Genomic DNA, 13,045 nt, shown 5'->3' with positions numbered 1-13,045 from the left:
GTTCTATGCGTCATTCACTAAACCGAATCGCATGTCTGTTTTTATTAGTTGTAGTTCTCGCACCAATAGAATTACGAGCTCAGCCTAATCCGAACAGGCTGACTATCGCAGCATATAACGTCGAGTTTTTTCTCGATGTCTTTGACGATCCTTACACATTTGATGAAGGGCATGAACCCAAGCCACGTGCTGAAATACAGTCAATAGCCAAAGCGATTCGCGCGCTGAATCCTGATGTTATAACTTTTGAAGAACTGGAAAATGAAGGTGTTCTCCGAGCGATGAATCGTGAATTTCTTGCTGACATGGGGTATGAGTACCTCGCGGTGGCAAACACTAATAGTGATCGTGGGCAAAACTTGGGGGTACTTAGTCGCCGCCCTATAGTCAGTGTCACCAGTCACCGCTGGCGAGAATTGACACTTGCTGGAGAAACCCAGACTTGGCATTTTGCCCGTGACCTCTGGCAAGTCCGAATACAGGCGACAGCAACGCAGATCGTTGATCTTTACTCAGTTCACCTCAAAAGCAAGTACGATAGCCCTGACGATAAAGAGTCGGTGAAGTATCGACTCGCCGAGGCCACTGCTGCACGGCAGATCATTGCTGAAAACATGACAAAGCAACCCGATCAGCTCGCGGTTATGCTCGGTGATTTCAATGATGAGCCACAAAGCCTTACGCTTAAGACGCTACTTGCACCACAGACGGATGGTAAGCCATTTCTCATCGATGCTCACGCAAAGCTCGCCCCCGATACTCGTATTACATATCTCAAAGAACCTTACCGAAGCACCATTGATTACATTCTGGTAAGTCCTGCATTGGTAAAAATGAGTATTCCTAATTCTGCACGAGTTCTCTCCGATCCCTCTGTATTAGGCGGATCCGACCATGCGCCGATCTCTGCCAGCTTTGATTTATCACGAAATTAATTTTGCGTTTACAGAAACGGGTTTGTCCTGCGTTCTTGGCCGATTGTTGATGAAGGTCCATGACCAGGCAGGATCAAAGTTGGATCTGGCATGGAGAGCAGTTGCGATTCAATGCTGTGCTTAAGCGCAGATGGATCAGAAGTGGGAAAATCGGTCCGTCCAACAGACCCAGCAAATAACGTATCCCCAACAAAGGCGAGTTTCTCATCGGGCGCATAGAGCGTGACCCCGCCTGGGCTGTGGCCTGGGGTATGACGAACCTGAAATGCCACTCCATCCAGACGCAGCGTTGTGCCGGGTTCGAGAAAGCCAGTCGGGTCAGGTCCTTCGAAGGGTTCATCAAGTGCAATCGAAAGATTCAATGCAGGATCAGCAAGGAAATTATGTTCACTGCTATTGATCAGGATGGGAATCCCCGGCCAAGCTGCTCGAACAGCATGCAGTCCTGCAATATGATCGATATGCGCATGCGTAAGTAGAACCATTTCCGGTCCGAGTCCCTTCTGGCGGACATAATTGATGAGGGGCTCAGGGGAAAATCCAGCATCGATAATCCAGCACTTACCAGAAGGCGTGGAGCCGGGATGAAGGACGTAACAATTGGTCCTCCAGTCGCCAAGCGTAAAACAGTTGATAGCCAATCGGTTGGACATCCGTAATATTGCACCAATTCTCGTATCAGCGCAGGGGCGATGAAGTTAAGCTGTGAAGCTCTTACGCTTCTTACTCGACAAGTAGCTTTCAATAACTATTGAGCTGAGATTATCACTCGAGCAGTAATATGCGATGCCCTGTGTTAACCGGGTAAGTTGATCCACGAAGCCCACCCAGTCCATCCCCCAGTAGTCTTCGACCAAAGCGAATGTTGCTAGCCTGATGCCCTGCTGCTTGCATCGTAAGGCTTCCTTGAGTGTGATCGTGGTCGTACGTTCACTTGGTGGGTAAAGCAGATACAACATTTCCTGCCCTGTGTCCTGAATAGGCTCAACATGGGCAGTGGGCTGGCCGTCAGTGATAATAAAAATCTGCTTATTCGAAGCTCCACGACGGGTAAGCATCTGTCGTGCAAGCCTCAGGCCGAGGTGCAGATTCGTAAAGTGCTGAGGAATACGATTAGGCTCAGCTTGAGCTTGATCGAGCGGAATCCGGTATCGAACTTGGCTGTCGTGCGTACTGATCGGTCGAGGCATTGCCAACGGCAGTATTTGTTCGGGAATGCGCTCTGCCAACGAATAGAAGCCAGCAAAATCAATTGAGTCCTGCGGAAACTTGGATCGTACAAGTGCCGCCAGTCCCAAGGCTACGCGTTTTGCCTGATAAAAGCGGCCGTATCGCATCATCGACCCCGACATATCCAGAAGCACACAAGTAGCGCAATCACTTTGTCCTTCGCTGAGATGAATCTCTAGATCGGAGGGGCTGATAGGAATCCCTCTGTTCTGATGGACATTATCCGACTCATGCTGTTGTTCTCGATTACTGCGAAGCGCGTTGCTCATGGTCTCGGTGATATCAATTTCACTGAGCGGGTCGCCGTATTCGTAGGGTTTCGTTCCTTCAAGGCGTTCGTCGCTCCGTCCGCGATCTCGGGTCTGGTGTCCCTCACGCGAACCTCGCTGGAGGCCGGCGAAGATTTCCAGCAAAGCTTTATGTTCAAGGCCTCTCAACATTTTTGGTGTGAGTCGAAGAGAACCCGAGGCGCCATCACGATCAAGCAACCCTGCCTCAATCATTGCATCGATAAAGTGCTTTTCATCCTCGCTATCGAGCTTGTCCATCGCGTCAAGCGCATTCTGTCCATACTGGAGAATAAACTGAATTACTTTGTTTGGCGGAAACAAACTGTCCGACGTGGGAAACTCCTGCCCATCAAATTCCCCGTACTTAAATTTCATAACTACCTCGTCTTAGTGATGGGGTGTATCTCTACGGGCGTTACGACTAATCAACACACTTACACATTTCTCTTGTTCAATGATAGCCGCAGGCCAACACTGAACGGAAGAATATTCATCAGTTGGATGAAGAAGTGCATCTTGAAAGATACAACAGGTAACTTCTATCGCCCTGGATCTCTGCTAAAGCGGCATCTGCCGAGGTACTCCGGGGCGACGAGGATATGCTTTGGGCGTCGGTCGTTCCTTCGCAACCATTACGATTACCGTATTTCGATCAAACCCCTCGGGATAGGCGTCAAACACCCGTATTTCACCACCTCCCAGAACATCGATAGCATCACCAGCATCACGAAGTTCCTGTTCGGCTTTAGGTCCTTTCATTGCCAGAACGGCACCTCCAACTTTTACCAAAGGCAGCGTATATTCGAGTATCTCCCGCAACGGACCGATTGCGCGACATACCGCTACGTTGTATTGTTGTCGATGATTTCGATCCTGGCCGAGAATCTCAGCTCTTTCCTGAATGACAGTTACTTTCGGTAGGGGAATCTTCTCTTTGCATTTCTTTAGAAATGCAGCCTTCTTTCCGGTTGACTCTAACAGTGTGATCTGAAGATCCGATCGCGTTATCGAAAGCGGTATTCCCGGCAAACCGCCTCCGCTACCAACATCAATCACTGAATCACCAGCGCTCAGATGATCTAATCCAGGTAATGCTGTGAGGCTGTCAATGATGTGCCGTCGCCATGCGACTTCTGGCTCACGGATCGCAGTGAGATTGAATTGTTTGTTAGCTTCAAGAAGCATCGCGAGATATGTCGTCAGTGCTTCCAACCCTCCGGGGGGCAGATTGATGCCGAGATTTACAAGCTCGTGTGGGACAAATTCGGGGGTATTACTCATTGGTGTTATATCATCGATATGTCGTTACAGGTTCATCGAACTCGAAGCTTGGACGCATGACCAGCGCAGGCCGACGTGAGGCGAAATTGACGACTAGTCCCACGATCGCATAGGTCGCCAGAAGACTTGAACCGCCGTAAGACACAAACGGAAGCGTAATCCCTGTGATGGGCATCAGCCCGATGGTCATGGTGATGTTAATTACCGCTTGCGTGAATATCAGTCCTGCGAATCCCACCGTCGCTATCCGACAGAATGGGTCACTGGCACGCATTGCCACCATCATGAATGAAAGAAACAAAAGCAGATACAAACCGACCGTGGCAGCTCCCCCTATAAACCCCCAACGATTCATGACGACGGAAAATATCATGTCATTGTGATCTTCAGGGAGATGGTTAAATCGCATAATGATTCGGGAACGCTCTGCGCCGTAGCCTTTGATTCCTCCCGCTCCTGCGAGTGTGATGGCTTTGTGCTGCTGAAATCCAATGCCTTTGATGTATCGCGTGTCGCCCTGCGCCTGGCTGATCATTGAAGTGATGCGATCACGCTGATGTTGTTTAAGTATCTGCATCGAGTCAGGCAGGTAGAAGATTGCTGCGACATTAAGGGCTACGGCAAGAATCGCTAGTGAAAGAAGAATGCTCATGTGCTTTAGTTTTGCGCCGGCTGCAACCAGCATGACAAAAAGTGCAGGCGGAAACAGCATCGCGGTTCCCAGGTCGGGTTCCTTCAGAATCAGAATCACCGGAATAAACATGATGATGAACGGAGGGATAAGGCCGCGAAGTGTGCGGTAGTTTTCACGGTATTGGAGGTAATACGCCAGCGCGAGAACAAATGCGATTTTGGCCATTTCCGATGGCTGAAAGTTCATGAAATACAAGTTGATCCATGAGCGAGCACCATTTCGTGGCTTGACAATTGAGGATGGCACTCCTGGGATCAACACAAAAACTAAAAGAATCAGAGCCATCAACAACAATGGATAGCTGGCCAGAGAAATCTGTCGCGGGTGAGGCAAGATACACAATGCCAGCAACCCTAATGCAATAATTGTCCAGAGCGTCTGAGATCGGGCTAGTTGCGTACTTTCGCCATACTCGGCCGTCGAAATAGCAGCAATTCCCAGGCAGGTTAGGCTTACAGCAGCGAGGAGCGCAATCCATCCTCCATGAAATACAAAGACAGCACGAAGCCTTTTAAGCACGAGGTTCACAGATAGCCCTCTTGCCGCATTGCGTGGATAATCTGGCTAACCACCGGACCAGCCACCGCCCCGCCGCTACCACCATATTCCACCACAACCGCCACGATATATCGCGGTAGTGCATCACCAGGTCGCTGGAGCATCACGATGCACCAAGCGTGGTCCCCTTGACGAACGATTTGATCCCTGCTTGTGATCCTGCCATCACGATCACTGTCTATGCGTAATGCAGCAGCAGCAGCAGTACCCGACTTGCCATAGATTTTCAGGTTTGGCAGGTCTTTGAAAATCAACTCTCCATTCAGCAGGCTGAGATGGTTTGCGGTGCCGTCGCGTTCGTTAACAGCACTAAATAATCCTTCTAACGTAAGAGATAACCCCTTGGGACTTAAATGAAGATTTGTAGCTGACGCTGTTGTTAATTCGTTTTTAACGACACGTGGAGTCATTACAACCCCACCGCGTGCGACTGTTGCGTATGCGTTTGCAGCCTGCATCGGGGTCCAGAGCATTGGACCTTGACCGATACTCATATTGATTGCATCAGAGGTTCCAATTGCTGGCTGCCCCACACGGGACGATGGCGTGTATTTGGGTAACGATCCGCTGATTTCTTCATGAAGTCCACAATTCGTTGGTGAGCCGAGGCCAAATTGTCCGTACCACCAGACCAAACGATCGGCGCCGAGCCGATCACCTAAGGTATTAAAGAAGATGTTACAACTCCGCATGATCGCCTGTGGCGCGGTCAATGGTCCATGTGTTCTGCCGCCATATGCTTTGTAGATCCAACAACGAAAGTGCTGTGTGTCCTGCTCGTAATAGTGACCTGTACAGACAATTTCTTCGCCGGGTGAAAGCCGTTTATCGGTAACCGCAGCATTGAGCACGAGTGCTTTGACCGTCGACCCGGGTTGAAAGCCACGAGCGATAGCGCGGTTGGTGAAAGGCGAGTTTCGCTGATCGTTCCAGACTGAATCGGGATTTTCGCGAAGTTGCCGCAGGCTGATGCCGGGCGTGCTCACCATCGCCAGCACATCGCCATTGCTGACATCAAGGACTACCGCAGCACCATTGAGTGCTTCGCCGAGCGACGGCTTCATAGGCTGTTCTTCACTGGCTTCGGGGTCTTTTGATTGCCAAGGTTGAACTTTCATCAACCCGAAAGATGGCTCCATGATTGCCTGCACTCGAGCTTGCAGAGCTATGTCCAACGTCAGAGTGATGTCGCGACCGGGAACAGGTTCCAGTATTTCTTGTTTTTGTGTATCGAGGTAACGCATTTGTCGACCCCGCGCACCACGTAGCACCGCTTCCTGCGACCGCTCGACACCCCATGCCCCAATAAGATCGCCTGCCAGATAGCCGCCAAGATTGGCGGAATCATTCTGTTCCGCGTTGAACGGTCTAGCTTGAACATCTTCCTTCCAAACATCTCGTAAAATCCCCAACACGTGCAAACCAAGGCCTTCGACGGTTACGTTGGACGGACGACTGCTCGCCAATGGTGTTGGGAGAGATGAACGATCTATCTCCAGATTTTTCACCGTTTCCAGGGGATAAGCCCGAACTTTTGACGAGATTACACTGACTTGAGACCAGACATTCGGCAGCTTTGCGCTTTCTGCCGCCGCGACTAGACGCTTAGCACGGATGACCGCAACGTTGTCGACATTCTGCAAGAGTGGATGGCCGGCTTGTTCCTCTCGAATCTCTTCAAACTGGTCCGATTGATCCGCATCAGCCAGTTCCATGGTCCGTTCAGTGAGCCAGTCAGGTAACCATGCCTGTACTCTGCCGGATTCATTTTTTTTGAGTTGTTCGCGTCGTCGCTGCTCTGCAGACCATCGCGCCAACATGAGATGACTTGAAATCTGTTGAACGCGCTCCTTCACCATAGCCTTGCGTCGTTCCAATTCCGCACGATTAATCCGCCCCATTTCACATAGCGTCTTCCACAGGCTCTCAACCTGGGCATCAAATGCTGGCTGATAAGAAGCGATAAGTTTCTCTCGCTCCTCATAGCTCATCTCAATAAAGCGAGCCACGTTGGAAGCACGAGCGGCACGTTTGGCCATCAGATAGGCCCATTCCCCTGTAATGACGCGGTAATTGACTGCGATGTCGTCGCTGGGGCGATCCTCTGCCAATACACGACCTTTTGTATCAAGGATACGACCACGAATTGTTGGGATCAGCTTCCACTGAGATAGGGCATTTTCGGACTCAATCCGCATTGATGCCCCTTGCACAAGGCTAAGGCGAGTAATCTGCGCAAGCATGACCGCACATACCGCCATCGCGGCAATGATGAGTAACCACAGCCGCCGCTGGAACATGCTGGGGATAAACTCTCGAACTACGCTGTGCATTGGATAAGCCGACCGGTTCCATCCGGGAAGTCGGCAATCGCTTTATTTAGAGGTGTCGGTCATGGACAGCCGTGGCTCCGCCGCGCGCTGAACCGACACTTGAATAAGTCTAGCATCGACCGGTTTGGAATATGGTCTGGAGATTTGTTGAGTAGCAAAGAAACCCAAGAGATCGGAATATTCCGATCTTCCAGATTGCTGTCCGCCTGAAGCAGTTCACTTCTTACCTGAAACCTCAATCAGGCCGCGAGCACGTCGAATTTCACTTTCTTTTCGAGCAACCTCATCATCCGACCGTGCGATTCGGGCTTCGGCTTCCTTCAAGGCAGCTTCGGCCTCCGCCCGTACAATCTCCTCAGTATGTCTTGCCTCTCCGGTAACCAGCGATAAGTTGTTATCCTTCATTTGTGCGTATCCCCCGCCCACGAAAAACCACTTAGACCCACCTTGAGCCAGATCGAGGCGCAGAGGTCCCGAGCCAAGCTTAGCGAGCAATGGAGCTCGTTGATGCATCAGGCCAAGCTGACCATCCCAGGCAGGGATCGACGCGTAAACAACTTCTTCGTCAAATAATTGACGTTCGGGGGTTACCAAGCTGCAACGGAAGGCATCGGCCACGGGAGTCTCCTGGAATCGTATGAGCTAAACGGTTAAGAACACTAGATTTTATGGATTGTTCAGAGAACAGGCAACCTTCTGCGTGTTGCACGTCCCCGTCATGGACAACCCGGTGCATAGTCCGCAGCTATCACACGGCTACAGTCTGCTCTTTGAGTACTTTTCGCAGATGTTGTCCCGTATAGGATTCCGATTTTTCAGCGACCTGTTCCGGTGTACCTTCCGCAACGATCGTGCCGCCACGACTGCCTCCCTCGGGTCCAAGATCCACGATCCAATCAGCACACTTGATCACGTCGAGATTGTGTTCGATTACAAAAACGCTGTTCCCTTGATCTGCGAGGCGTGACAATACCGTGAGCAGTTTTGCGATATCCGCGAAATGGAGCCCCGTCGTTGGTTCGTCGAGCAGGTACATCGTATGTCCTGTTGCCCGCTTGCCCAGTTCAGTGGCAAGTTTGACTCGCTGTGCTTCGCCGCCGGAAAGGGTTGTAGATGCCTGACCTAATTGCACATAGCCCAGGCCAACATCATCAAGAGCGGCCAACAGGCGGCTTGCCTCTGGGAAGTTTTCAAAAAAAGTCTTTGCATCTTCAACAGTCATGGCCAATACATCAGAGATGGACTTCCCCCGATATAGCACTTCGAGCGTCTCGCGGTTGTATCGTTTACCTTTGCACTCTTCACATGTAACAAAAACATCAGGCAAAAAGTGCATTTCGATTTTTTTTGTCCCCTGACCTTCGCAGGCCTCGCAACGCCCACCTTTGACATTAAAACTGAACCGTCCGGGCTTGTAGCCGCGAATTTTCGCCTCTTTTGTCTGACTAAAGAGGGTTCGAATCAGATCAAATACTCCCGTATAGGTAGCTGGGTTGGAACGCGGCGTCCGACCGATCGGAGATTGGTCCACTTCAATCACACGATCGACATGATCCAGATTCAATACCTTCGTATGGGCACCCGGTTTCTCTCGCGAACCTAGCAGAGATCGCTTAGCTGCGCGAAGGAGAATCTGATTAACGAGCGTACTCTTGCCGGACCCAGAAACACCGGTGACACAGAGGATACCGCCGAGAGGAAACTTGACATCGATCGACTTCAGGTTGTTCTCTCGAGCACCTAGTACGGTCAAGGGATGGACGTGATCAAGTTTACGTCGCACAGCAGGTGCTGCGATAAACAACTCTCCGGTGAGATATTTACCCGTAATGGATTGTGAACAGGCCTCAATTTCTCGTACGGTCCCTTGCGCAATTAGGCGTCCACCATGTCGGCCAGCTCCTGGGCCGATATCGAGTACATGATCCGCAGCACGAATAGTGTCCTCATCATGCTCAACGACAATCACGGTATTGCCAATATCGGTCAGGTGTCGGAGTGTTGAGATAAGTCGGTCATTATCTCGCTGATGTAAGCCGATCGTTGGCTCATCGAGAACGTAGCAACAACCGACGAGACCTGATCCAACCTGGGTTGCCAACCGAATACGCTGACTCTCTCCTCCTGAAAGCGTTGCGGTTGATCGGTTTAGCGAAAGATAACCCAACCCGACGCTTAGCATGAATCCGATGCGTGCGGTGATTTCTTTGAGAATTGGTGCTGCTATCTGTTTCTGCTCCGCGGTGAGTTTCAGATGAGAAAAGAAGTCTGCAGCTTGTTCGATCGTCATTGCAGTAACGTCAGCAATGTTTTGCTGCACCGGCCCAAACCTCCACGGATATGAGACGGTATTGACGTTTCGATCCGCCAGATCTGTGTGCATTCCAGTATTGCCACGTATTTGGTTCCCGTCGGAACCAGTGATAAATACATGCAGAGCCTGCGGCCGGAGCCGAGCTCCTTTGCAAGTCTCGCATGGAGCTTCTGACATGAAGCCGTGTAACAGAGTTTTGACCCACTCGCTTTCTGTGGATTCAAATCGACGCTGGAGGTTAGGAATCACTCCTTCCCAGCTTGATCCATATTTCGTTTCGTCCTTGCTGGTTGTGCCGTGAAGCAAAATGCGTTGACATGCCTTGCTAATACTTTTGTATGGAGAGTTGGCATCAACGCCAAAGTCACGACAGAATCGCCGGATCAGATGGTTGTAATAGATCGTCATCCGTTTGCCGTGATGACGCCACGCATCCACTGCTCCATCCGCAAGGCTGAGATTATCGTCATCAATGACAAGATCAGGATCGAACTCCATGATCGTGCCCAGACCATGACAGGCGGGACATGCACCATATGGGCTGTTGAATGAAAACAGCCGCGGTTCAAGGTCTTCCAGACTGCATTCGGGATGGATTGGGCACGCATATTTCTCACTATAAAGCGTATCAATCCACGGTCGCTGACCAGGGGGCAATGGTGGACTGGCGGGAATGGAGTCACTCTCGACGCTGATGATGACCAAGCCCTCAGCAAGCTTAAGACTCAATTCAATCGAATCCGCGACTCGAGAGCGTACACCTGCCTCATCTTCACCCCGTTTAACGACAATTCGATCGACGACTGCTTCAATCGAGTGAGCCTGGTAGCGTTCCGTCTTGGTCTTAAACGGCGATGGTACAGAGCCGCCTGTTTGTCTTAAGTCCATGACGCTTCCATCAACACGCGCACGGACAAAGCCTTGTCGAGCCATCGCCTCAAAGACTTCTTTGTGATGTCCCTTTTTACCTCGTACGAGCGGAGCAAGCACCATGAGCTTCGTACCTTCGGGTAGGGTCATCACGGTATCGATGATCTGCGATGCCGACTGACTGGCGATGGGATGGCCGCAATATCCAGGATGAGAAGAGGGTAATTGTGAGTGCCTGGCAGATTCGTCCCCCAGTGGATCCTGATGTTTATTGTGTGAACTGGAGTTTTCATCCTCCACATGCCAGCACCGTGGCTGGCCTACTCGAGCAAACAATAAGCGCAGGTAGTCATATATCTCCGTCGTGGTTGCCACAGTCGAGCGGGGATTATGTGACGCCGATCGTTGTTCGATGGCGATAGTTGGCGGAAGCCCCTCAATGGATTCGATATCGGGCTTCTGGAGTTGCTCAAGAAATTGCCGAGCATACGCAGAGAGTGATTCCACGTATTTTCGCTGACCTTCAGCATAGATCGTGTCAAACGCCAGCGTGCTTTTCCCGCTGCCGGACAAACCGGTAACAACCACAAGCTTGTCGCGCGGGATATCGACGTCAATATTTTTTAGATTATGTTCTCGTGCGCCACGAATAGAGATAGTCTTGGCCGTCATAAACATTCAGATGTCAGGGATGCTTAAAAGCTAAGTGTAGGCGCCTGACGAGTAACTGACAGCTTAACGCGAAATCTCTGAAATCGATTCTGAATACGAGAATAATTCCAACTTGCTTACTGCGTTACATGGCCAGCCTGGAATCTAAACGCATAAAAACGAATAAACTTAGATGTCCAAAGAAAGGCTGACGTCTGCTGAGCCTGTAGCATCGCGCAATATCACCACTCCGACACCATTTGTGTGGTGATCAATATCTCCCTGCACATGGGATCTCAAAGCGATAAAAATTAGAGCGTCGCGGAGGTGAATGGCAGGAGCGACATAAATCGTGCCCGTTTAATCGCTTGGCTGAGCATCCGCTGTTCACGGGCGGTCATCCCCGTACGCTTTCTGCTCTGGATTTTTCCGTTGGGCGTGAGCATTCTGCGGAGCTCTTCGCTGTTTTTGTAATCGATAAATACTGTGCCGTTACTCGAGGTACGAGTTACTTTCGGGCGGGGGGCTGTGCCGAATTGGTTGAATTCTGCCATCTGGTAATTCTCCGTCTTGGGTTACAGCCCGAGCAAAATGCACGGGCGACGGTTTCGAGATCCGAATCCGAACCTCAAATGATAACGAATATGATGACCTTTGCAAATCATTAAGGTCTGATTTCCTCCGCATAAGCCGATGAAATTACAGGTATCTTCAAGTGGTTATCGAGGAATATTGTCAGGGTACATCAAACTAATTTTGACGGTATCACGTCCGCTCGACTGACCATCCAAGCGACATCCTTCCCAAGGATATTCTCAAGTCGGCGACGGTACGCCGGCAGGTAAGGTCGTTCAGTTTGAGTATGTCCCGCCAAGAGTACCATCTGCCCTCGAGATTTTGCAGCGAGTACCTCATGATGTCGCATCTCACCGGTGACGAAAGCGTCTATTTGACCTGCCTCTTTCAATAACGATCCTCCCGCGCCAGGGACAAATCCAATCGTTCGCACAAATCGAAGTTTCTGAGGCCGAGCAACTTCGATCTTACTCACGCCGAGGTGCCGTTTCACACGGCGAATCAATTCACTGGTAGCCATTGGGCGAGCGAGATTTACCAGCCGACCTTGCCCAACGCTCTTGCTGTCAGCGGCTGGGATATTAATAGGTCGGTACAAATCGAATACCGGTGCTTCATAAGGATGTGCCTGACGAAGCACACGCACGATTTGATGCATGCGATGAGATGGACACACCATCTCCAATCGCAGTTCACGTACTCGCTCGAATCGGCCACGCAGGCCGATTGTCGGCGCAGTATCCTCGCCAGGTAGAAATGTTCCTTCGCCCATTACGCTGAAAGAACACTCGGTGTATTTCCCTATTTCTCCCGCGCCGGCATTTGACAATGCATTTCTCAATCGGTCTGCATGTTCGGGGGGAACGAAAGTCACCAAAATAAATCGGGAATCTTTGCTGGTCGGAAGCTCTATGCTTTTAATCGGCCGGCAATCTCCCGATTGGGGGAATGGCCCCGCCGCTTCCGCGAGCCAATCCCCTAATCCCTCGGCCGCGGCGTCGAGCGCAGTATGCGGGCTGTAAATGGCGATCCGCTTTGCTATCGCATGGCGAATTATTCGTTCACGAGGGGAATGCGTTGTCAGAGTTCGCAGGGGATCAAAAATCGGTGGATGATACGCAACAATCATGTCCACTCGCCGATGCATCGCCTCTCTCATCACATCTTCTGTCAGATCGATGCAGAGCATGCCACGCTGTACGCGCTGCTCTGGATCACCAACGTGCAAACCGACTCGATCCCACTCTTCAGCTAGCGATTCGGGAGCGAGTTGGCGAAGACAATCAAGAACGTCGCGTAGTTTCATAGGCTGA

The 13,045-nt window shown here is 50.9% G+C and carries 10 protein-coding genes; 1 reads left to right on the top strand and 9 read right to left on the bottom strand.

The genetic code is table 11. The features are described 5' to 3' along the window. Positions 1–5 precede the first annotated feature (5 nt). The gene (locus IT444_08750) at positions 6–935 is read left to right on the top strand and encodes an endonuclease/exonuclease/phosphatase family protein (GenBank protein MCC7192855.1); all 930 of its coding nucleotides are present in this window, start codon (positions 6–8) and stop codon (positions 933–935) included. An 8-nt stretch (positions 936–943) separates the two neighbouring features. Here the strand turns inward: IT444_08750 and IT444_08745 are convergent, their stop codons facing one another. From IT444_08745 to IT444_08705, 9 genes are all read right to left on the bottom strand, one after another. Further along, positions 944–1,588 (bottom strand): MBL fold metallo-hydrolase, encoded by a 645-nt coding sequence (locus tag IT444_08745; protein ID MCC7192854.1) that lies wholly within the window; start codon positions 1,586–1,588, stop codon positions 944–946. A gap of 45 nt (positions 1,589–1,633) precedes the next feature. Next, a complete protein-coding gene (locus IT444_08740; protein MCC7192853.1) occupies positions 1,634–2,830 on the bottom strand; it encodes a VWA domain-containing protein in 1,197 nt (398 codons plus the stop codon). Positions 2,831–3,013: 183 nt separating this feature from the next. Next, positions 3,014–3,736, bottom strand: coding sequence for a 16S rRNA (guanine(527)-N(7))-methyltransferase RsmG (gene rsmG, locus IT444_08735; GenBank protein ID MCC7192852.1), 723 nt, complete (start codon positions 3,734–3,736; stop codon positions 3,014–3,016). 10 nt (positions 3,737–3,746) lie between these two features. After that, complete coding sequence (locus tag IT444_08730) at positions 3,747–4,949, bottom strand: rod shape-determining protein RodA (protein MCC7192851.1); 1,203 nt, start codon at positions 4,947–4,949, stop codon at positions 3,747–3,749. 5 nt (positions 4,950–4,954) lie between these two features. Continuing rightward, a complete protein-coding gene (locus IT444_08725; GenBank protein ID MCC7192850.1) occupies positions 4,955–7,231 on the bottom strand; it encodes a hypothetical protein in 2,277 nt (758 codons plus the stop codon). 306 nt (positions 7,232–7,537) lie between these two features. Beyond that, on the bottom strand, positions 7,538–7,939 hold the full coding sequence (locus IT444_08720) for a F0F1 ATP synthase subunit epsilon (GenBank protein MCC7192849.1): 402 nt from the start codon (positions 7,937–7,939) through the stop codon (positions 7,538–7,540). A gap of 130 nt (positions 7,940–8,069) precedes the next feature. Next, on the bottom strand, positions 8,070–11,177 hold the full coding sequence (uvrA, locus tag IT444_08715; GenBank protein ID MCC7192848.1) for an excinuclease ABC subunit UvrA: 3,108 nt from the start codon (positions 11,175–11,177) through the stop codon (positions 8,070–8,072). Positions 11,178–11,467: 290 nt separating this feature from the next. Continuing rightward, positions 11,468–11,710: a 30S ribosomal protein S18 gene (locus IT444_08710; protein ID MCC7192847.1), complete on the bottom strand. Its 243-nt coding sequence runs from the start codon at positions 11,708–11,710 to the stop codon at positions 11,468–11,470. A gap of 191 nt (positions 11,711–11,901) precedes the next feature. Next, complete coding sequence (locus IT444_08705; GenBank protein ID MCC7192846.1) at positions 11,902–13,038, bottom strand: Nif3-like dinuclear metal center hexameric protein; 1,137 nt, start codon at positions 13,036–13,038, stop codon at positions 11,902–11,904. Positions 13,039–13,045 lie beyond the last annotated feature (7 nt).

This window comes from Phycisphaeraceae bacterium (assembly GCA_020851465.1).
Lineage (GTDB): Bacteria > Planctomycetota > Phycisphaerae > Phycisphaerales > Phycisphaeraceae > JADZCR01.
The sequence above is the reverse complement of the archived record's forward strand: the minus strand, read 5'-3'. Positions and strand labels throughout refer to the sequence as shown.

Excerpts from the sequence above, each read along its gene's own strand:
- IT444_08740 (MCC7192853.1), bottom strand. The coding sequence starts at position 2,830 with ATGAAATTTAAGTACGGGGAATTTGATGGGCAGGAGTTTCCCACGTCG.
- IT444_08705 (MCC7192846.1), bottom strand. The coding sequence starts at position 13,038 with ATGAAACTACGCGACGTTCTTGATTGTCTTCGCCAACTCGCTCCCGAA.
- IT444_08725 (MCC7192850.1), bottom strand. The coding sequence starts at position 7,231 with ATGCTTGCGCAGATTACTCGCCTTAGCCTTGTGCAAGGGGCATCAATG.
- rsmG (MCC7192852.1), bottom strand. The coding sequence starts at position 3,736 with ATGAGTAATACCCCCGAATTTGTCCCACACGAGCTTGTAAATCTCGGC.
- IT444_08745 (MCC7192854.1), bottom strand. The coding sequence starts at position 1,588 with ATGTCCAACCGATTGGCTATCAACTGTTTTACGCTTGGCGACTGGAGG.
- IT444_08750 (MCC7192855.1), top strand. The coding sequence starts at position 6 with ATGCGTCATTCACTAAACCGAATCGCATGTCTGTTTTTATTAGTTGTA.
- uvrA (MCC7192848.1), bottom strand. The coding sequence starts at position 11,177 with ATGACGGCCAAGACTATCTCTATTCGTGGCGCACGAGAACATAATCTA.
- IT444_08710 (MCC7192847.1), bottom strand. The coding sequence starts at position 11,710 with ATGGCAGAATTCAACCAATTCGGCACAGCCCCCCGCCCGAAAGTAACT.